The following is a 19,862-nucleotide window of genomic DNA, read 5'->3' on the forward strand; positions in this document are numbered from 1 at the left end:
CCAATGGCTCGTTATTTTATTGATCGCCCCATCTTCGCGTGGGTGATTGCGATCATCATCATGCTCGCCGGTGCGCTGGCCGTGGTGAAGCTGCCCGTGTCGATGTACCCCGAAGTGGCCCCGCCCGCCGTTGAAATCAGCGCCACCTACCCGGGTGCGTCGGCCAAGGTGGTGGAAGACTCGGTGACCCAGATCATCGAGCAGAACATGAAGGGCATCGATGGCCTGATCTACTTCTCCTCCAACAGCTCGGCCAACGGCCAGGCCACCATCACCCTTACCTTCGAGAGCGGGACCAACCCGGACATCGCGCAGGTGCAGGTGCAGAACAAGCTGCAGCTGGCCATGCCGCTGCTGCCGCAGGAAGTACAGCGGCAGGGCATCAACGTGGCCAAGTCGAGCAGCGGCTTCCTGCAGGTGATCGGCTTTGTGTCCAACGACGGCAGCATGGACGCCAACGACATCTCCGACTACGTCGGCTCCAATGTCGTGGACCCGCTCAGCCGCGTGCCGGGCGTGGGCAACATCCAGGTGTTCGGTGGCAAGTACGCCATGCGCATCTGGCTGGACCCCAACAAGCTGCACACCTACAAGCTGTCGGTGGATGAAGTGACCGCGGCGATCACCGCGCAGAACGCGCAGGTCGCCATCGGCCAGCTCGGCGGCGCGCCGTCGGTGAAGGGTCAGCAGCTCAACGCCACCATCAACGCGCAGGACCGCCTGCAGACCCCGGAACAGTTCCGCAACATCCTGGTCCGCGGCGGCACCGACGGCAGCGAGCTGCGCCTGGGCGACGTTGCCCGCGTGGAACTGGGCGCGGAAAGCTACGACTTCGTCACCCGCTACAACGGCAAGCCGTCCACCGGTATCGCCATCACCCTGGCCACCGGCGCCAACGCGCTGGACACCGCCAACGGCGTGCGCGCCGCGCTGGAGGACATGAAGTCCAACTTCCCGGCCGGGCTGGAATCGGTGGTGCCGTATGACACCACCCCGTTCGTGCAGGTCTCGATCAAGGGCGTCATCAAGACCCTGATCGAAGCGATCGTGCTCGTGTTCGTGGTGATGTACCTGTTCCTGCAGAACTTCCGTGCCACCCTGATCCCGACCATCGCGGTACCGGTGGTGTTGCTGGGCACGTTCGGCATCCTGGCCGCGCTGGGCTTCTCGATCAACATGCTGACCATGTTCGCCATGGTGCTGGCGATCGGCCTATTGGTCGATGACGCCATCGTGGTGGTGGAGAACGTCGAACGCATCATGTCCGAAGAGGGCCTGTCACCGCTGGAGGCCACCCGCAAGTCGATGGGGCAGATCACCGGCGCGCTGGTGGGTATCGGTCTGGTGCTGTCGGCGGTGTTCGTGCCGATGGCCTTCATGAGCGGTGCCACCGGCGTCATCTACCGGCAGTTCTCGGCCACCATCGTGTCGGCCATGGCGTTGTCGGTGCTGGTCGCCATCGTGCTCACCCCGGCGCTGTGCGCCACCATGCTCAAGCCGCTGAAGAAGGGCGAGCACCATGTGGCGCACAAGGGCTGGTCGGGCCGGTTCTTCGGCGGTTTCAACCGCGGCTTCGACCGCTCCAGCGAAACCTACCAGCGCGGCGTCAAGGGCATCCTGGCCCGGCCGTGGCGCTTCATGTCGATCTTCGCCGTGCTGGCACTGGTGATGGGCCTGCTGTTCATGCGCCTGCCCAGCTCGTTCCTGCCCAACGAAGACCAGGGCATCCTGATGGCACTGGTGCAGACCCCGGTCGGCGCTACCCAGGAACGCACCCTGGAAGCGATGTACCAGCTGGAAGAACACTTCCTGAAGAATGAAACCGACGCGGTCGAGTCGGTGTTCTCGGTGCAGGGCTTCAGCTTCGCCGGCATGGGCCAGAACGCGGGCATGTCCTTCATCAAGCTCAAGGACTGGAAGGAGCGCGACGCCGACCAGGGCGTGGGGCCGATCACCGGCCGCGCGATGGGCGCACTGGGCCAGATCAAGGACGCCTTCATCTTCGCCTTCCCGCCGCCGGCCATGCCGGAGCTGGGCATCGGCTCGGGCTACACCTTCTTCCTGAAGGACACCAGCGGGCAGGGCCACGAAGCACTGCTCAACGCACGCAACCAGCTTCTGGGCGGCGCAGGCGGCAGCAAGCTGCTGGCCAACGTGCGTCCCAACGGCCAGGAAGACACCCCGCAGCTGCGCATCGACGTGGACGTGGAGAAGGCCAATGCGCTGGGCCTGTCGGTGGCCTCGATCAACAACACCCTCGCCACCGCGTGGGGCAGCAGCTACATCGATGACTTCATCGACCGTGGCCGGGTCAAGCGCGTGTATGTGCAGTCCGATGCGGATTTCCGCATGAACCCGGACGACTTCAACGTGTGGTCGGTGAAGAACAGCCAGGGCGAGATGGTGCCGTTCAGTGCCTTCGCCTCCAAGCGCTGGGACTACGGTTCGCCGCGCCTGGAGCGCTACAACGGTGTGTCGGCCATGGAAATCCAGGGCGAGCCGGCCCCGGGCGTGGCCTCCGGCGATGCCATGGTGGAAATCGAGCGTATCGCCAAGGACCTGCCGCCGGGCTTCGAGATCGAATGGACCGCGTTGTCCTACCAGGAACGCCAGGCCGGTTCGCAGACGCCGCTGCTGTACACGCTGTCGCTGCTGATCGTGTTCCTGTGCCTGGCTGCGTTGTATGAAAGCTGGAGCGTGCCGACCTCGGTGCTGCTGGTGGCCCCGCTGGGCATCCTCGGCGCGGTGCTGGCCAACACCATGCGTGGCATGGAACGCGACATCTACTTCCAGGTGGCCATGCTCACCACGGTGGGTCTGACCAGCAAGAACGCGATCCTGATCGTGGAGTTCGCCAAGGAAAACCTGGAGAAGGGCGCTGGCCTGATCGAGGCCACCATGCATGCCGTGCGCGACCGTCTGCGCCCGATCATCATGACCTCGCTGGCCTTCGGCCTGGGCGTGCTGCCGCTGGCGATCGCCTCCGGTGCCGGTTCGGGCGCGCAGCGCGCGATCGGTACCGGCGTGCTCGGCGGCATGGTGGTGGGCACCGTGCTGGGCGTGTTCTTCATCCCGCTGTTCTTCGTGGTGGTGCAGCGCCTGTTCAACCGCAAGCTGCGCGCGGCCGAGGCGTCCCCGCAGGCCGGCACGCAACACAACGGCGATACGCCGGAAGGTGGCAATCATGAGTAAGGCATCCTCCCTGCTGGCCCTCGCCGTGGCCGCGGCACTGTCCGGCTGCGCCACGCTGGTGCCGTCCAGCACCGAGGTCGCGCCGGCGATCCCGGCGCAGTGGCCGGCCACCACCAGCGGCACGTCCTCGGCCACCGTCGAGGTGGCCGACATCGGCTGGCGCGATTTCTTCGTCGACCCGCGCCTGCAGGCGGTGATCGCCCAGTCGCTGGACAACAACCGCGACCTGCGCGTGGCCGTGCTCAACGTCGAAAAGGCGCGGGCGCAGTACCGCATCCAGCGCGCCGACCGCGTGCCTGCGGTCGGCGTGCAGGGGCAGATGACCCGCACCGGCGGCGATGCCCCGGTCACCGAGCAGTTCAGCGCGAACCTCGGTGTGGTCGAGTTCGAGCTGGACCTGTTCGGCCGCGTGCGCAACCTGAGCCAGGCGGCGTTGCAGCAGTACTTCAGCGAGGCGGCCAACCGGCGCAGCGCGCAGCTCAGCCTGGTGGCCGAAGTGGCCAATGCCTGGCTGACCCTGGGCGCGGACAACGAACAGCTGCGCATCGCCCAGGCCACCCTGGCCAGCTACGAAGACTCGCTGCGGCTGGCCGAGGCGCGTCATCAGCTGGGCGGCGCGTCGTCGCTGGAACTCAGCCAGACGCGTACGCTGGTGGAAACCGCACGCACCGACGTGGCCCGCTTTGCCGGGCAGGTGGCGCAGGACCGCAACGCGTTGGTGCTGCTGGCCGGTGGGCCGGTCGATGACACCCTGTTGCCGGCAACCGAAGTGACCGAGATCGCGGCGGTGCGCCCGCTGCCGGCCGGCGTTCCCGGTGAGGTGCTGCTGCGCCGTCCCGACGTGATGGCCGCCGAGCACACGCTGCTGTCGGCCAATGCCAACATCGGTGCGGCCCGTGCGGCGTTCTTCCCGTCGATCAGCCTCACCGGCAGCATCGGCTCGGCGTCGTCGGAGCTGTCCAACCTGTTCGACAGCGGCACTCGTGCCTGGAGCTTCGTGCCGACGCTGAACCTGCCGATCTTCCAGGGCGGCAAGCTGCGCGCCAATCTGGGCGTGGCCACCGCCAACCGCGATATCGCACTGGCGCAGTACGAAAAGGCCATCCAGTCGGGCTTCCGCGAGGCGGCCGATGCATTGGCGCTCAACGACAGCCTGGATGCGCAGCTGGCCTCGCAGCAGGCCCTGATGGCGGCGGCCACGCAGGCGCAGACGCTGTCGCAGGCGCGCTACGACGCCGGGCTGGACAGCTTCGTCACCCTCCTGGATGCGCGGCGCACCGCCTATACCGCGCGCAAGTCGCTGGTCAGCACGCAGCTGGCGCAGCAGTCCAACCAGGTCGCGCTGTACAAGGTGCTGGGCGGCGGCTGGCACGAGCGCGGTTGAGCCGACCGGTAGAGCCGAGGCGTAGAACCGACCGGTAGAGCCGACCGGTAGAGCCGACTGTTAGTCGGCTGCTCTCAGGTGGCAGGCAAGGGCAGCCGACTAACAGTCGGCTCTACCGGTCGGCTCTACCGGTCGTGATTTCTTTTCGGTGGTCGGTAAGGGCAGCCGACTAACAGTCGGCTCTACCGGTCGGCTCTACCAGTCGGCTCTACCGTCATGATCGGTCATGACCTCGGTTATCCACCCGGTCATCATCCCGCCCATCGCCATGGCAGGCACGCGCACGTTCCAGCGCATCACCGGCTTCGCGTGCCATGCGCTCGTACTCGCGGCGGATCTCTTCCAGTCGCTCTTCGTCGAGCTCTTCCAGGTCCAGCAGTTCGTTGTTGGCCTCGGCGGTGGCCCGGATCAGCTCATCGAGCTTGATCTGCACCGCAGCCGCATCCGCGTTCTGGCTGTGCTGGATCAGGAACACCATCAGGAAGGTGATGATCGTGGTGCCGGTGTTGATCACCAGCTGCCACGTATCGTTGAATTTGAAGACGGGGCCGCTGAGTGCCCACAGCGCCACGATGGACACGGCGGCAAGGAACGTCCAAGGCGTTCCTGCTGCATAGGCCGCCTTCTTGGCGACCAGGTTGAACACACTTCGAAGGCTCATGCGGCACGGCAGGGTAGCAACGGGACCCCATCATTGGCGGCGCGCCGTGTACGCGCCGTGCAGCGTGTGCTCAGGCGCGTGCGGCACCCAGGCGCGGGCGCGTGGCCACGTCGTGGCGGCTGGCCAGGTACACATGTTCCCAGCAGGATTCGACGAACGCGCGGGCCTGCTCTTCGGTGAGGCGCGGCATGATCTGCAGTGCGTACTGGGTCTGGAACGTTTCATCGCGCTGCTCGTCGCTCGCGCGCGGCTGGGTGATCAGCGAATCGCAGGCGAACTTGATCCACGGCACGTAGTGGCCGAACGACCCCGAGCCCGTGCCAAGGTTGCCGTCGGCGTGGCGCTGGCGCCAGTACGCAACCTCTGCGTCTACGTCGATCACGGCAGGGATGGAAAGCTGGGCGGAAGACATGGTGGCATCGATATGCAAGGAGGGAGTTTTACAAGAGTGCGTAAAGCGCAGTGCATGCGACGTCATTGTGGTGTCGACTCCGCGTGGCGGTCCTGGCTGACATGTTCAGCGCAGCGTTCGCCCAGCAACTGTGCATGGTCGACCACGCCCAGCTGTTCGGCCAACGTGGCCAGCTGGTTGCAGACATCGATGCGCCGCTCCGGATGGGCGTGGGTCAAAGCGTCCTGGATGGCCTGGTAGGCGGTCCAGAACGGAGCGGAGTTCTGGTAGGTGGCGTAATGCACCTGCAGCTGTTCCCAGGCAGTAACCAGCGCGGGGTCCATGGCGGCGGTGCGGCGTATTCGGGCATTCATGACGTCTCCTCGACGCTGCTGCCCCCTGTGCATCCACCATAGGCGGTCGCTGTGCAGGGTTTGTTAGTGCAGCGTCGTCGCGCGGTGCCGCAGGTGTGGACACTGCGGTGCGCGAGGACGGCCATACGCTGCTGGCACAGCGCGTTCACCCGGCTGACGGGAACTGAAGCGTTCAGAACCGGAGATGCTGCGATCGGGTGTCACAGCACCTCACAGGCGCAGCGGAACGGCTCACTCCACTGCGCGAAGCATCGCGATCACTCGCCGATGTCTTCGTTCCAGACCTCCGGGTGGGCCGAAATGAAGCCGCCCAGCAGGTCGATGCAGGCCTGACTCTGCATGTCGATGACTTTGACCCCGTTTTCGCGCAGCCATTCGATGCCGCCCTGGAAGGTGACCGACTCGCCTACCACCACGGTGCCGATGTTGAACTGGCGCACCAGCCCGCTGCAGTACCAGCACGGGGCCAGCGTGGTGACCATGATGGTGTCCTGGTAGCGGCGCTGGCGGCCGGCCTTGCGGAACGCATCGGTTTCCCCGTGCACCGACGGGTCGCCTTCCTGCACCCGGCGGTTGTGGCCGCAGCCCAGCAGGCGGCCGTCGTTGTGGTACAGGGCAGCGCCGATCGGGATGCCGCCTTCGGCCAGGCCCTGGCGGGCTTCGGCGATGGCGGTTTCAAGCAGGGCGGCGTAGTCGGGGGTGGTGATCATGGGCGGTCCGTAAGCATCTGGACCGCCATGATAGTGGCCGCCAGCGGCTTCGGCACCGGCCGGCGCGGGCCCCCTGCGGCGCCCGGTCGCAGGGGGCGGGTGCCGCAGCGCGCCGAGCGGTGCGATAATCCGTCCATGAGCGAATCCCCCTACAAGACTGGCACCACCCATTTCGGCTTCCGCGATGTCGCAGCCAAGGACAAGCAGAAGCTGGTGGGCGAAGTGTTCACCTCGGTCGCGCGCAGCTACGACCTGATGAACGACCTGATGAGCCTGGGCATCCACCGGGCCTGGAAGCGCTACTACGTGGCCACCGCGCAGGTGAAGCCGGGTGACCGCGTGCTCGACCTGGCCGGCGGCACCGGCGACATCGCCGCGCTGATCAAGGAGCGGGTGGGTGACGAGGGTGAAGTGGTGCTGGGCGACATCAACGCCGGCATGCTGTCGGTGGGCCGCGACCGGTTGATGAACCGCGGCCTGGTCAAGGGCCTGGAGTACGTGCAGTGCAACGCCGAGGCGCTGCCGTTCCCGGACGCCAGCTTCGACCTGGTGACCATCGCCTTCGGCCTGCGCAACGTGACCGACAAGGACGCCGGCCTGCGCGAGATGTACCGCGTGCTCAAGGTGGGCGGCCAGGCGCGCGTGCTGGAGTTCTCCGAAGTCACCGCGGACTGGTTCAAGCCGATCTACGACTTCCACTCGTTCAAGATCCTGCCCAAGCTGGGCCAGCTGTTCGCGCGTGACGGCGACAGCTACCAGTACCTGGCCGAGAGCATCCGCAAGCACCCGCCGCAGGAACAGCTCAAGACCATGATGGGCGAGGCGGGCTTCGCGCGCTGCCATTACAAGAACCTGACCGGCGGCATCGTCTCGATCCACTCCGGCTACAAGGTTTGAGACACCGGTCCAGTTCCCGCTGAGGGAGCTGGTCCACACTGCGGGCAGGCTGTCAGAGAGGGCCTGCCATGCGTCTGTACCGCGGCCTGGCCCGCGTGTTTCCCCGGTCGTTCAGCGCCAAGCTGATGACCGTGGTGTTCATCGGCGTGCACGTACCGCTGCTGGGGCTGCTGCTGTGGATGGCGGTCAGCGGCCACTACCAGCGCGACACGATGTGGACCGTGGTCGGCGTGGTGCTGGGCGCCACCCTGGTGGGCACCGCGATGGCGATGATGGCGCTGTACCGGCTGATGGCGCCGCTGCGCCAGGCCGCCGACGCGCTGGAGGCCTACTACGACGAACAGCGCCTGCCGCACCTGCCCGACCTGGGCCATGACGAGATCGGCCGGCTGCTGCGCAGCATCAACCGCAACCTGCACGGCGTCGACGCCGGCCTGCGCGACCTGCGCCGCAGCGTGCTGCTCGATCCGCTCACCCAGGCGCTGAACCGGCGTGGCTGCGAGCAGGCCCTGGCCGACTCGGCGCAGCTGGCGCAATCGCGCCGGCAGCCGTTGAGCCTGTTCGTGGTGGACCTGGACAACCTCAAGCCGATCAATGACGCGCACGGCCACCTGGCCGGCGACCAGGTGCTGGTACGCCTGGTGGAATCGGCGCGGCAGTGGCTGCAGCCCGGCGACTGGATCGGGCGCTGGGGCGGGGATGAGTTCGTGTTGGCCGTGCACGCCAGCCACGCGGTGGCCTGCGTGCGGTTGCGCCACTGGTTGGCCGTGCTGGCCGCAGACAACGGTGAACAGACGCCGCTCAAGGCCAGTGCCGGTGGCGCGGCGTATCGACCGGGCGAAGACCTGCGCGAGGTCTACCGCCGCGCGGACGCGGCGATGTACCGCGCCAAATATGCCGGCGGCGCGCGGTTGCTGTGCGAACCCGACTGAATGCGCAGCCCGGGGCGTCGGCGCTGCGGGGCGGGGCGGACAGGGGGTAAACTGGTCGTTTCACCCTGATCGGTCCCGATGTCCATGCGATCTCCGTTCCTGCTCATTCCCCTTGCCGTGGCGCTGGCCGCCGGCTGTTCCAAAGAAGCGGCCGCCCCGGCTGCCGCGCCCACCGCCACCGCACCGGCGAGCACTGCCATGAAAGCCGACAGCCGCAGCCACGATGAAAGCTCCTACGCCGAGCCGGACAAGGTGGTGGTCAAGGACCTGGCGCTGGACCTGAAGCTGGACTTCGACGCCAAGCAGATCGGTGGCACCGCCACCTACACCCTGGAGTGGAAGGACAAGGCGGCCAAGCAGCTGGTGCTCGACACCCGCGAGCTGACCGTGTCGAAGGTCGAGGCGATCGACGCCGACGGCAAGGCATCGCCGCTGCAGTTCGTGCTGGCCCCGGCCGACAAGGTGTTCGGCAGCAAGCTGAGCATCGAGGCGCCTGCGCAGCCGGCCAAGGTGCAGATCACCTACCACACCGCCCCGACCGCCTCGGGCCTGCAGTGGCTGGAGCCGTCGATGACCGAGGGCAAGAAGCTGCCCTTCATGTTCAGCCAGTCCCAGGCCATCCACGCCCGTTCGTGGGTGCCGTTGCAGGACACGCCGAGCGTGCGCTTCACCTACAGCGCGCATGTCACCTCGCGCGCGGACGTGATGGTGCTGATGAGCGCCGACAACGATCCCAAGGCCGCGCGTGACGGTGATTACACCTTCAAGATGCCGCAGCCGATCCCGTCCTACCTGCTGGCCATCGCCGCCGGCGACCTGGTGTTCGAGCCGATCTCCGGCCGCTCCGGCGTGTGGGCTGAACCGACCATGGTCGGCAAGGCCGCCAAGGAATTCGAAGACACCGAGAAGATGATCGGCGCCGCCGAGAAGCTGTACGGCCAGTACCGCTGGGGCCGCTACGACATGCTGGTGCTGCCGCCGTCGTTCCCGTTCGGTGGCATGGAAAACCCGCGCCTGACCTTCGCCACGCCCACCGTGATCGTGGGCGACAAGTCGCTGGTGTCGCTGGTGGCCCACGAACTGGCGCACAGCTGGTCGGGCAACCTGGTGACCAACGCCAGCTGGAAGGACATCTGGCTCAACGAAGGCTTCACCACCTACGTGCAGGGCCGCATCACCGAAGCGCTGTATGGCCAGGAAATGGCCGAGATGGAGCGCGAGATCGACCAGAACGACCTGCTGGCCGAAGTGAAGGACATGAGCCCGGCCGACCAGGCGCTGGCGCTGCCGCCGCTGACCGAGCGTGATCCGGACGACGCGCTGAGCCAGGTCGCCTACGTCAAGGGCGCCTGGTTCCTGCAGTTCCTGGAGCAGCGTTTTGGTCGCGAGACCTTCGACCCGTTCCTGCGCGGCTGGTTCGATGACCACGCCTTCCAGAGCGCGAACACCGACCAGTTCGTTGCGTACCTGAAGAAGAACCTGCTGTCCAAGAAGCCGGGTGCCGTGACCGACGCCGAGCTGAAGGCATGGCTGGACGAGCCGGGCATTCCGTCGTTCGCGACCAAGGCCCGCTCGCGCAACTTCTCCATCGTCGATACCGCGCGCATCGCCTGGCAGGGCAGCAACACCCTGCCGAACGTGCAGATCACCGGCGAGTGGGGCACCCAGGAATGGGTGCACTTCATCGATGGCCTGGGCAAGACCCTGCCGCTGGACAAGCTGGCGGCGCTGGACAAGGCGTACCACTTCACCGGAACCGCCAATGGCGAAATCGCGATGCGCTGGTACCCGCTGGCCATCCGCAGTGGTTACGCCGAAGCCAACGAACCGGCCGCGGCCTTCATCGAGCGCGTGGGCCGTCGCAAGCTGATCCTGCCGATCTACGCAGAACTGGTGAAGACCCCCGAAGGCCTGGCATTCGCCAAGGCGGCCTTCGAGAAGGCCAAGCCGGGCTACCACCCGATCACCACCGCGTCGGTGCAGGACATGCTGGACAAGGCAAGCAAGTAGTGCCGGCCGCTGGCCGGCAACTCAGCCCAGCCAGCACCGCGCGACGCACTGCCTGAAAACGGCGGGGAAACCCGCCGTTTTTTTGTGCGCGACGCCATGCGCAGCGGCGCCCCGTCAGATCGACACCGCGCTACCCCGGTAGGGTCGCATCCCGATCGACCGCCATTGCATTGCCCCCGTTCGATATCGGCATGAACATCAGCGGAGAGGGCCGCGGCCCCGCCCCAGGTCACGCCACCACCGCACGCAGACCCGCCGAGGGCGGTCGATGGGGATGCGACCCTACCGACACAGGGCCCCGTCAGCTCGACGCCGAGCGTCCCCGTCACAGGGATCCGTCAGATCAACGCCGCGCTACCGAGGTAGGGTCGCATCCCAATCGACCGCCATTGCATTGCCCACGTTCGATACCGACATGGACATCAAACGAAAAGAGCCTTGGCTGCGTCCCAGGTCATGCCACCACCGCACGCGGACCCGCCGAGGGCGGTCGATAAGGATGCGACCCTACCAGCCGTCACAGGGCCCCGTCAGCTCGACGCCGAGCGTCCCCGTCACAGGGATCCGTCAGATCGACACCGCGCTACCCCGGTAGGGTCGCATCCCAATCGACCGCCATTGCATTGCCCCCGTTCGATATCGGCATGAACATCAGCGGAGAGGGCCGCGGCCCCGCCCCAATTCACGCCCCCACCGCACGCAGGCCCGCCGAGGGCGGTCGATAGGGATGCGACCCTGCCGCGTCACAGGGACCCGTCAGATTGACGCCGAGCGTCCCCCGTCACAGCGATCCGTCAGATCGACACCGCGCTACCCCGGTAGGGTCGCATCCCAATCGACCGCCATTGCATTGCCCACGTTCGATACCGACATGGACATCAAACGAAAAGAGCCTTGGCTGCGTCCCAGGTCACGCCCCCACCGCACGCGGATCCACCGAGAGCGGTCGATAGGGATGCGACCCTACCAGCCGTCACAGGGACCCGTCAGATTGACACCGAGCGTCCCCGTCACAGGGATCCGTCAGATCGACACCGCGCTACCCCGGTAGGGTCGCATCCCAATCGACCGCCATTGCATTGCCCCCGTTCGATATCGGCATGAACATCAGCGGAGAGGGCCGCGGCCCCGCCCCAGGTCATGCCACCACCGCACGCAGGCCCGCCGAGGGCGGTCGATGGGGATGCGACCCTACCACCTCCCCCGTTACAGTAGGCCGGTGACGCCATTGGGCGCCTTGCCAATCACGGAGTACGCAATGAAACGACTGATCTTGGCCGCTGCCTGTGCCTTCGCGCTGGTTGCCTGCAGCAACCCCGAGGAAGAGCGCAAGGCGCAGGAAGCCGCCGCCGCTGCCGCCAAGGCGCAGCAGGAAGAAAAGGCCGAAGGCGTGGCCAAGCAGTACGAGATGGCGGTGGCCGCGCAGGACTGGGAGCGTGCGCGCATCCATGGCGGTGCCTTGCTGGACCAGTACAAGGACACCGACGTGGCCGCGCGGATCGAGCCGGGCTTCGCCGAGGTGCAGGCCAAGGGCGATGCCGCGCGCGACCTGCGCCGCATGCAGGGCCTGTGGCAGTACAACCAGATTCCCGTGGGCAGCAAGGGCATGCAGGTCTCGGCGCAGATCTACAGCAAGCAGCGCGTTGATGTGGACGGCAGCGGTGCCAAGCCGGTGCAGCTGGTGTTCCGCGACCACCCCGAATGGAAGCGGCATGCCTACCTGGTGCTGCAGGCCGGTGACTTCCGCTGCCCGCAGTGCAAGGTGCAGGTCAGCGTGGACGGTGGCAAGCCGATCGCGATGGCCGCCTGGCGGCCCAAGACCGACGAGGCGATCGCGATGTTCATCACCGACCAGAAGGCGCTGTGGAAGCTGGCGCGCAAGGCCAAGGTGATCAGCATCGAATTCCCGGTCAAGGCCGGCGGCACCCGTACCGCGGTGTTCGAGACCGGCGGGGTGGACCCCAACCGCATGCCGAAGTGGTGGGAATGACGGCGGCGGGCGACCCGGCTGCGGCGTTGCCGCTGTCGGCGATCCGCCACTGGGTGTTCGACATGGACGGCACCCTGACCGTGGCGGTGCACGACTTCGAGCGGATCAAACGCGAACTGGCGATCCCGGTGCAGGACGACATCCTCACCCACCTGGCCGGGTTGCCCGCGGCGGAGGCCACGGCCAAGCACGCCTGGCTGCTGGCGCATGAGCGTGCGCTGGCCGCCGAGGCCCAGCCCGCGCCGGGCGCGGTGGCGCTGGTGCGCGCGCTGCAGGGGGCGGGCTGCCGGCTGGGCATCCTGACCCGCAACGTGCGCAGCCTGGCGCAGATCACCCTGCAGGCGATCGGGCTGGACGACGTGTTTGCCGAGCAGGACATCATCGGCCGCGACGAAGCCGAGCCGAAACCCTCCCCGGCCGGGCTGCAGTACTTCGTGCAGCGCTGGCAGGTGGACCCGGCGCAGGTGGTGATGGTGGGCGACTACCGCTTCGACCTGGAATGCGGCCGTGCGGCCGGCACCCGGACGCTGCTGGTCAATGCCCCGGACAACCCGTGGCCGGGCATGGCCTGCTGGCACCTGGCCGATTGCCGCGCGGTGCTGGCGCACTGCCAGCGCTAGTGCAGGGCGGGTGGCCGGTGGAAACCGCCGCCCAACGCCGGCAAACGGGGGATCACGTTTCCGGTCGACGCAGGCGCTAATCCCTGTATTGTTCGGAACCGGCCGTGTGTCGGATGGATGACTGACGGGTCGGGCGTGGGGCGCGGTGCGGTTGGGGAACCGCCGCCGCTGACCGGTGCGGCCTGATCCAGGCGGTGGGCGTTGAACGCTGGCGGCGGCAGGTGCGCTGCGCTGGCGGGTGTGTCGGGTAACACGTGGTCGGGTGTGGCCCGCTGCCAGGGATGGGCGCGGCTGTTCGTAGTTCCCTTTCTGGATTCCTTTCATGCTCCGAGCTGTATGGGTGTCGCTGTACCGGCGTCTGTCTCCGATTGCCGCCTTCTTCCTGTTCGGCCTGGTGGCCCTGTCGGTCTCCCGGCTGGGGCTGGCGCTGTGGCATGCCGCGCGGGTCAGCGCGGCCGACGGCTGGGGCACGGTGTTCCTGCAGGGGATACGGGTGGATGTGGCCACCCTCTGCCTGCTCTATGGCATTCCCGCGGTGCTGGCGCTGCTGCTGCCGGTGGACGGGCGGCTGGGCCGCGCCTGGCGCCACCTGCTGCGCGGCTGGCTGATCGCGGCGAGCGTGCTGCTGGTGTTCATGGAGCTGGCCACGCCCAGCTTCATGGCCGAATACGGGCTGCGCCCGAACCGCCTGTTCCTGGAATACCTGATCTATCCCGAAGAAGTCGGGATGACCCTGCTGCGGGGCCACCTGCTGGCCGTGGTGATCGAGGTGACCGCGGTGATCGTGCTGTTCTGGGTGTTGCTGCGCGGCTCGCGCCGCTGGGTAGTGCCCACGCCGACGGTCCCCGTCGAGGCCGGCTGGCTGTGGCGGCTGCCGTTGGCGATGCTGGTGCTGCTGCTGGCCGCCATGGGCGTGCGCTCCAGCCTGGGGCATCGGCCCTTGAACCCGGCGCTGGTGGCGTTCTCCACCGACCCGACCATCAATGCGCTGCCGCTGAACTCGCTTTACACCGTCGGCTTTGCCGCGCGGCAGCTGGCAACCCGCAGCGAAACCTCGCGCGTGTATGGCGACCTGCCGCTGGCCGAGGTGGTCAGCGAACTGCGCGCCACCAGTGGCCTGCCGGCATCGGCGTACGTGTCCGATGACCTGCCGAGCCTGGCGCTGCGCCCGCCGATGCACACGGGCAAACCGCGCAACCTGGTGATCGTGCTGGAAGAAAGCCTGGGCGCGCAGTTCATCGGCAGCCTGGGTGGGCGGCCGCTGTCGCCCAACTACGACCGCTTGAGCACGCAGGGCTGGGCGTTCGAGCGGCTGTATGCGACCGGCACGCGCTCGGTGCGCGGGATCGAGGCGGTGCTGACCGGCTTCCCGCCCACCCCGGCCGAATCGGTGGTCAAGCTGCCTGCCTCCCGCCAGCGTTTCTTCACCCTGGCCGATGTGCTGGGGCGGCATGGCTACGACACCGGCTTCTACTACGGCGGTGAAAGCCACTTCGACAACATGCGCGAGTTCTTCCTCGCCAACGGTTTCACCCGCATCGTGGACCGCAAGGACTACCGCAAGCCGGCGTTCGTCGGGTCGTGGGGGGCGTCGGATGAGGACCTGTTCGGCCGGGCCGACCAGCAGTTCCGCGAGTTGAATGCGCAGGGCAAGCCGTTCTTCGGGCTGGTGTTCACCTCCAGCAACCACGATCCGTTCGAATTCCCCGACGGCCGCATCGACCTGTACGAGCAGCCCAAGCAGACCCGCGACAACGCGGCCAAGTACGCCGATTACGCGCTGGGCGAATTCTTCCGCAAGGCGATGGCGTCACCGTACTGGGAAAACACCGTGTTCCTGGTCGTGGCCGACCATGATTCGCGGGTGTTCGGCAAGGACATGGTGCCCATCGCCAACTTCCACATCCCCGGGCTGATCCTGGGCGGTGGCATCGCGCCACGCCAGGACGCCCGCATCGTGAGCCAGATCGATCTGCCGCCGACGCTGTTGTCGCTGCTGGGCATTGCCGATCCCACGCCGCTGGTCGGGCAGGACCTGACCGACGCGCGACGGTTGCAGCCCGGGCGCGCGCTGATGCAGTACGACCGCAACCTGGCGTGGATGGAGGGCAACGAGGTGGCCATCCTGCAGCCGGACAAGCCCGCACAGGGCTACCGCTACGACCCGGCCAGCGACCAGCTGCAGCCGCAGCCGCTGAACCCGGCGCTGGCACGGCGCGCCCACGCCTATGCCATGTGGGGCACGCTGGCCTACGAAAAAGAGCTGTACCGGTTGCCGGAGAAGGCCAAGCCGACGCCCCGGCCCTGAGCCGGGCGGACGGGGCAAGGTTGGGCGTTGAAGCACCCGACAGCCGTGACCCCGACCCTGGTAGGGTCGGATCCCGATCGACTGCCGATGTCGCCCATCGGCGCGACGAACGCTGGATGCCTGCCGCAGCCGCGCGCCGCAATGCACAGCAGCGTTCCCGATCCAGGGTCATGCGTTCCAGCAGTGGCCGGCAAGGTCGGCAGTCGATCAGGATCCGACCCTACCAGGCGGGTATTGCGCCCGACGCCGCATGAACCAACAGGTCGCGTCCCACCCTCTGGTGAAAAGCCCCCTTGATGTTCAAGGGGGCGCGCCGACAGGCGCGGGGTTTAGGTGGAATGCGCGGGCAATTTGGTTACGCGTTCAGCGCGTAACCAAATTGCTGCTTGAACTGCTCGTTGAACTCTTCAAACGTGAAGCGCTGGTTCTGCGTGCCCGGGTGTTCCACCTTCAGCGCGCCCATCAGGTTGCCCATGCGGCCGATGGTGAGCCAGTCGAAGCCCTTCTCGATGCCGTAGATCAGGCCGGCGCGGAACGCGTCGCCGCAGCCGGTCGGGTCGACCACGCGACGCTCGTGCGCCGGCGGGATGTCATAGGTCTTTTCCGGGGTGTGGATCACCGCGCCCTTCGGGCCACGGGTGGTGATGTAGGCCTTGACCCGGCTCACGATCGCCTTTTCGTCCCAGCCAGTGCGCTCCTGCAGCAGGTTGGACTCGTAGTCGTTGACCACCACGTAGTCGGCCTGCTCGATGAAGGTGCGCAGTTCCGGACCGTTGAACAGCGGCATGGCCTGGCCCGGGTCGAAGATGAACGGCACGCCGGCCTCGAAGAACTCCTGGGAGTTCTGGATCATGCCCTCGCGCCCGTCCGGGCCGACCAGGCCCAGGGTCACGCCCGGCACGTCCTTCACGTGGTTCTCGTAGGACCGCATCATCGCGCCCGGGTGGAAGGCGGTGATCTGGTTGTTGTCGTGGTCGGTGGTGATGAACGCCTGGGGCGTGAACAGCTCATCGATCACCTTGACCCGCGCCAGGTCGATGCCCAGGCCCTGGAAGTACTCGCGGTACGGGCCGAAGTCCGAGCCCACGGTGCCCATCGGGATCGGGTCACCGCCCAGCAGGTGCAGGTTGTAGGCGATGTTGCCTGCGCAACCGCCGAATTCACGTCGCATGCGCGGCACCAGGAACGACACGTTCAGGATGTGCACCTTGTCCGGCAGGATGTGATTCTTGAACTGGTCCGGGAACACCATGATGGTGTCGAAGGCAAGAGAACCACAGATCAAAGCGGACATCGATTAAGGCCTATGCGGAAGGGAGTTTGAGGCCCGCCAGGCGGGCAACGAAACGGCGCCTCGAGGCGCCCTGCGGCGCAAAGGTTAACGGGTGAGGCGGCTTTGGGCCAGAACCGGTGCTGTCCGAGCCGGGTCAAATTCGCCTGAATGGCCGTGAAGGCTGGCTTTGCACCAGATTTGTCCTTGCTCGCGCACAGGGGGATTGCTAGGCTTGTCGACCTCGAATTCTGCCCATTTTTTCGCCATCCCGCGTTGGGCGCGACACCCCTCAGGATCAACTCCCAGATGTTCAAGAAACTGCGCGGCATGTTCTCCAATGACCTGTCCATCGACCTGGGCACGGCCAACACCCTCATCTATGTGCGTGGGCAGGGAATCGTGCTGAACGAGCCGTCCGTGGTCGCCGTGCGCCAGGATCGTGCCATCGGTGGTACCCGTTCCGTGGCTGCCGTAGGCGCCGAAGCCAAGCAGATGCTGGGCCGTACCCCGGGCCACATCACCACCATCCGCCCGATGAAAGACGGCGTCATCGCCGATTTCACCTACACCGAGGCGATGCTCAAGCACTTCATCAAGAAGGTGCACAAGTCGCGCTTCCTGCGCCCGAGCCCGCGCGTGCTGGTCTGCGTGCCGGCCGGCTCGACCCAGGTCGAGCGCCGCGCCATCAAGGAATCGGCCGAGGAGGCCGGTGCGCGTGACGTGTTCCTGATCGAAGAACCGATGGCCGCGGCGATCGGCGCCGGCATGCCGGTGACCGAAGCCCGTGGCTCGATGGTCATCGACATCGGCGGCGGCACCACCGAAGTGGCCGTGATCTCGCTGAACGGCATCGTCTATTCGGCCTCGGTGCGCATCGGCGGCGACCGCTTCGACGAGTCGATCACCAACTACGTGCGCCGCAACCACGGCATGCTGATCGGTGAAGCCACCGCCGAGCGCATCAAGGTGGAGCTGGGCTGCGCCTACCCGCAGGCGGAAGTGATCGAGATGGAAATCTCCGGCCGCAACCTCGCCGAGGGCGTGCCGAAGATGATCAAGATCAACTCCAACGAAGTGCTGGAAGCCCTGCACGAGCCGCTGTCGGGCATCGTCAGCGCGGTCAAGCTGGCGCTGGAACAGACCCCGCCGGAACTGTGTGCCGACGTCGCCGAGCGCGGCATCGTGCTCACCGGCGGTGGCGCACTGCTGCGCGACCTGGACCGCCTGATCTCCGAAGAAACCGGCCTGCACGTGCAGGTGGCCGATGACCCGCTGACCTGCGTGGCTCGCGGCGGTGGTCGTGCGCTGGAGCTGGTGGACATGCACGGCAACGAGTTCTTTGCGCCGGAGTAAGCCGAACCGGCTGTGCTCCCTGCACGCGCCCCTGCGGCGTGATGCCCACTGCGTGACTGCCACGCCGGGTATCGCAACGCCGGGGCGTTGTCGCATCCTTCTTTCGTTTTCCTCCAGTCGAAGCCAGTCGTGCCGCCCTACGCCGGTCCCCCCGTAGCCTCCCGCCAGGGCGATGCCGCCAGTCCACTGCGGCTGCTCGCTTACCTGGCCCTGGCCATCACCCTGATCGTGCTCGATGACCAGGCCGGCTGGCTGGCGCGCCTGCGCGCGCAGACCAACGTGCTGGTGCAGCCGGTATGGGCGCTGGCCGGGTTGCCCGGCAAGCTGGGCACCCAGGTCAAGGACAATGCCGCCAGCCATGGCCAGCTGGTGGAAGAGAACCGCGCGCTGCGCAACAAGCTGCTGATCGCCAACGCCCGCCTGACCCGCCTGCAGACCGCCGCGCTGGACAACGCGCAGCTGCGCGAGCTGCTCAACGTGGCCGAGCGCAGCGGGTTGGACGTGCAGCTGGCGCCGATTCTGGACATCGACCTGGACCCGGTCCGGCAGCGCCTGGTGCTGGCCGCCGGCAGCCGCGACGGCGTGCACCTGGGCCAGGCCGTGATCGATTCGGGTGGCCTGATGGGCCAGGTGATCGCCACCACCGGCAGCAATGCCACGGTGCTGCTGCTCACCGACCCGGACCACGCCGTGCCGGTAACCGTGGCCCGCAACGGCGTGCGCCTGATCGTGTACGGCCGGGGCGACACCCTGGAACTGCGCGACATTCCGCTCAGCGCAGGCGTGGAAGTGGGCGATGAGATCGTCACCTCCGGCCTGGGCGGGCGTTTCCCGGCCGGGTTCCCGGTGGGCAAGATCACCGCGCTGCGCCCTGATGACACCCACGCTTTCCTGGTGGGCGAACTGAAACCGGCCGCCCAGCTCGACCGTGGCCGCGACGTCCTGCTCCTGCGCCCCGGCGCGGCGATTCGGATTCCGCCCAACCTGCGCCTCTCCGGCGAAGCCGGCGGACCGTCGGCGGTACCGTTGCAGGAGGCAGCTGGTACGACGGCCCAGCCCCCGCAGCCAACCACCACCCCGGTAGTGCCGGCCGCTGGCCGGCAACCCTCGCCGGCCCAACCCGTAGCGCCGGGCTCTGCCCGGCAACCCCAACCCTCTGCCGTAGCGCCGGGCTCTGCCCGGCAACCCCAGCCCTCTGCCGTAGCGCCGGGCTCTGCCCGGCAACCCCAGCCGGTAGTGCCGGCCGCTGGCCGGCAAGCCCCGCCCGTGGAGAATCGCGAATGAGCCGCCTGCGCGACAAACCGTGGGTGCTGCCGGTCAGCGTGGTGCTGGCGCTGCTGCTGGGCCTGCTGCCGCTGCCGGCACTGCTGCAGCCGCTGCGGCCGTACTGGCTGGCCCTGGTGCTGGCCTACTGGGTGATCGAGGCGCCGGACCGGGTCGGGCTGGGCATCGCGTTTGCCAGCGGCGTGGTCGCCGACCTGCTGTACGGCGGGGTGCTGGGCGAACAGGCGCTGCGCCTGGTCATGCTCACCTTCATCCTGCAGCGCTTCCGCGCGCGCATCCGCTTCTTCCCGATGTCCCAGCAGATGCTGGCTATTGGCGGTTTGCTGTTCAACGACCGCATCGTCAGTTCGGTGGTGCACATCGTGGTGGGCGAGCCGACCCTGCCGTGGTCGTACTGGTGGGCCCCGCTGCTGGGCATGGGCCTGTGGCCGCTGCTGTTCATCCTGCTCGACGCGGTCCGCTTCGGGCGTCGCGGGCGCTGAC

The 19,862-nt window shown here is 67.3% G+C and carries 16 protein-coding genes; 11 read left to right on the plus strand and 5 right to left on the minus strand.

Features of this window, described 5'->3' with window-relative positions:
• Nucleotides 1-3 precede the first annotated feature (3 nt).
• Together smeE and DX03_RS02855 are read left to right on the plus strand one after the other, a co-directional pair.
• Entirely contained in the window at nt 4-3,192 is a 3,189-nt protein-coding gene (gene smeE, locus DX03_RS02850; protein WP_051598725.1) for a multidrug efflux RND transporter permease subunit SmeE, read from the plus strand.
• Entirely contained in the window at nt 3,185-4,576 is a 1,392-nt protein-coding gene (locus DX03_RS02855) for an efflux transporter outer membrane subunit (RefSeq protein ID WP_038686173.1), read from the plus strand. Before smeE ends, DX03_RS02855 begins: the two co-directional genes overlap by 8 nt.
• 214 nt (nt 4,577-4,790) lie before the next feature.
• Here the strand turns inward: DX03_RS02855 and DX03_RS02860 are convergent, their stop codons facing one another.
• The 4 genes from DX03_RS02860 to DX03_RS02875 all read right to left on the minus strand — a co-directional run bounded on the left by DX03_RS02860 (nt 4,791) and on the right by DX03_RS02875 (nt 6,712).
• Nucleotides 4,791-5,237, minus strand: a complete 447-nt coding sequence (locus DX03_RS02860) for a low affinity iron permease family protein (RefSeq protein ID WP_038686175.1) — start codon at nt 5,235-5,237, stop codon at nt 4,791-4,793.
• 70 nt (nt 5,238-5,307) lie between these two features.
• Nucleotides 5,308-5,649 carry a hypothetical protein gene (locus DX03_RS02865; RefSeq protein ID WP_038691801.1) on the minus strand — a complete coding sequence of 114 codons (342 nt, stop codon included), beginning with the start codon at nt 5,647-5,649 and terminating at the stop codon, nt 5,308-5,310.
• A 62-nt stretch (nt 5,650-5,711) separates the two neighbouring features.
• Nucleotides 5,712-6,002, minus strand: coding sequence for a hypothetical protein (locus DX03_RS02870; protein ID WP_038686177.1), 291 nt, complete (start codon nt 6,000-6,002; stop codon nt 5,712-5,714).
• Nucleotides 6,003-6,259: 257 nt separating this feature from the next.
• Entirely contained in the window at nt 6,260-6,712 is a 453-nt protein-coding gene (locus tag DX03_RS02875) for a nucleoside deaminase (RefSeq protein ID WP_019186053.1), read from the minus strand.
• Between the two features lie 135 nt (nt 6,713-6,847).
• Here DX03_RS02875 and ubiE point away from each other — a divergent pair, with 135 nt between their 5' ends.
• The 6 genes from ubiE (at nt 6,848) to DX03_RS02905 (ending at nt 15,469) form a co-directional block, all read left to right on the plus strand.
• Entirely contained in the window at nt 6,848-7,609 is a 762-nt protein-coding gene (gene ubiE / locus DX03_RS02880) for a bifunctional demethylmenaquinone methyltransferase/2-methoxy-6-polyprenyl-1,4-benzoquinol methylase UbiE (RefSeq protein WP_038686180.1), read from the plus strand.
• A gap of 68 nt (nt 7,610-7,677) precedes the next feature.
• Nucleotides 7,678-8,541 carry a GGDEF domain-containing protein gene (locus tag DX03_RS02885; RefSeq protein WP_038686182.1) on the plus strand — a complete coding sequence of 288 codons (864 nt, stop codon included), beginning with the start codon at nt 7,678-7,680 and terminating at the stop codon, nt 8,539-8,541.
• A gap of 84 nt (nt 8,542-8,625) precedes the next feature.
• Complete coding sequence (locus tag DX03_RS02890) at nt 8,626-10,551, plus strand: M1 family metallopeptidase (protein WP_038691803.1); 1,926 nt, start codon at nt 8,626-8,628, stop codon at nt 10,549-10,551.
• A 1,258-nt stretch (nt 10,552-11,809) separates the two neighbouring features.
• A complete protein-coding gene (locus DX03_RS02895) occupies nt 11,810-12,541 on the plus strand; it encodes a hypothetical protein (protein ID WP_038686184.1) in 732 nt (243 codons plus the stop codon).
• The gene (locus DX03_RS02900) at nt 12,538-13,161 is read left to right on the plus strand and encodes an HAD family hydrolase (protein WP_081797131.1); all 624 of its coding nucleotides are present in this window, start codon (nt 12,538-12,540) and stop codon (nt 13,159-13,161) included. Before DX03_RS02895 ends, DX03_RS02900 begins: the two co-directional genes overlap by 4 nt.
• 322 nt (nt 13,162-13,483) lie before the next feature.
• A complete protein-coding gene (locus DX03_RS02905; protein WP_051598726.1) occupies nt 13,484-15,469 on the plus strand; it encodes an LTA synthase family protein in 1,986 nt (661 codons plus the stop codon).
• A 355-nt stretch (nt 15,470-15,824) separates the two neighbouring features.
• On the opposite strand, the gene DX03_RS02910 is transcribed toward DX03_RS02905, so the two are convergent.
• Nucleotides 15,825-16,763 (minus strand): carbohydrate kinase family protein, encoded by a 939-nt coding sequence (locus tag DX03_RS02910; RefSeq protein WP_038686188.1) that lies wholly within the window; start codon nt 16,761-16,763, stop codon nt 15,825-15,827.
• A gap of 285 nt (nt 16,764-17,048) precedes the next feature.
• Between DX03_RS02910 and DX03_RS02915 the strand changes: the two genes are divergently transcribed.
• From DX03_RS02915 to mreD, 3 genes are all read left to right on the plus strand, one after another.
• A complete protein-coding gene (locus DX03_RS02915) occupies nt 17,049-18,095 on the plus strand; it encodes a rod shape-determining protein (protein WP_038686189.1) in 1,047 nt (348 codons plus the stop codon).
• 129 nt (nt 18,096-18,224) lie between these two features.
• Nucleotides 18,225-19,379, plus strand: a complete 1,155-nt coding sequence (mreC, locus tag DX03_RS02920) for a rod shape-determining protein MreC (protein WP_038686191.1) — start codon at nt 18,225-18,227, stop codon at nt 19,377-19,379.
• The gene (gene mreD / locus DX03_RS02925; RefSeq protein WP_038686193.1) at nt 19,376-19,861 is read left to right on the plus strand and encodes a rod shape-determining protein MreD; all 486 of its coding nucleotides are present in this window, start codon (nt 19,376-19,378) and stop codon (nt 19,859-19,861) included. The genes mreC and mreD overlap by 4 nt, the downstream gene beginning before the upstream one ends.
• Nucleotide 19,862: the final 1 nt, after the last annotated feature.

Origin of the sequence: Stenotrophomonas rhizophila (assembly GCF_000661955.1) — a bacterium.
In the GTDB taxonomy this organism is placed as follows: domain Bacteria; phylum Pseudomonadota; class Gammaproteobacteria; order Xanthomonadales; family Xanthomonadaceae; genus Stenotrophomonas; species Stenotrophomonas rhizophila.

Excerpts from the sequence above, each read along its gene's own strand:
- smeE (WP_051598725.1), top strand. The coding sequence starts at position 4 with ATGGCTCGTTATTTTATTGATCGCCCCATCTTCGCGTGGGTGATTGCG.
- DX03_RS02855 (WP_038686173.1), top strand. The coding sequence starts at position 3,185 with ATGAGTAAGGCATCCTCCCTGCTGGCCCTCGCCGTGGCCGCGGCACTG.
- DX03_RS02860 (WP_038686175.1), bottom strand. The coding sequence starts at position 5,237 with ATGAGCCTTCGAAGTGTGTTCAACCTGGTCGCCAAGAAGGCGGCCTAT.
- DX03_RS02865 (WP_038691801.1), bottom strand. The coding sequence starts at position 5,649 with ATGTCTTCCGCCCAGCTTTCCATCCCTGCCGTGATCGACGTAGACGCA.
- DX03_RS02870 (WP_038686177.1), bottom strand. The coding sequence starts at position 6,002 with ATGAATGCCCGAATACGCCGCACCGCCGCCATGGACCCCGCGCTGGTT.
- DX03_RS02875 (WP_019186053.1), bottom strand. The coding sequence starts at position 6,712 with ATGATCACCACCCCCGACTACGCCGCCCTGCTTGAAACCGCCATCGCC.
- ubiE (WP_038686180.1), top strand. The coding sequence starts at position 6,848 with ATGAGCGAATCCCCCTACAAGACTGGCACCACCCATTTCGGCTTCCGC.
- DX03_RS02885 (WP_038686182.1), top strand. The coding sequence starts at position 7,678 with ATGCGTCTGTACCGCGGCCTGGCCCGCGTGTTTCCCCGGTCGTTCAGC.
- DX03_RS02890 (WP_038691803.1), top strand. The coding sequence starts at position 8,626 with ATGCGATCTCCGTTCCTGCTCATTCCCCTTGCCGTGGCGCTGGCCGCC.
- DX03_RS02895 (WP_038686184.1), top strand. The coding sequence starts at position 11,810 with ATGAAACGACTGATCTTGGCCGCTGCCTGTGCCTTCGCGCTGGTTGCC.
- DX03_RS02900 (WP_081797131.1), top strand. The coding sequence starts at position 12,538 with ATGACGGCGGCGGGCGACCCGGCTGCGGCGTTGCCGCTGTCGGCGATC.
- DX03_RS02905 (WP_051598726.1), top strand. The coding sequence starts at position 13,484 with ATGCTCCGAGCTGTATGGGTGTCGCTGTACCGGCGTCTGTCTCCGATT.
- DX03_RS02910 (WP_038686188.1), bottom strand. The coding sequence starts at position 16,763 with ATGTCCGCTTTGATCTGTGGTTCTCTTGCCTTCGACACCATCATGGTG.
- DX03_RS02915 (WP_038686189.1), top strand. The coding sequence starts at position 17,049 with ATGTTCAAGAAACTGCGCGGCATGTTCTCCAATGACCTGTCCATCGAC.
- mreD (WP_038686193.1), top strand. The coding sequence starts at position 19,376 with ATGAGCCGCCTGCGCGACAAACCGTGGGTGCTGCCGGTCAGCGTGGTG.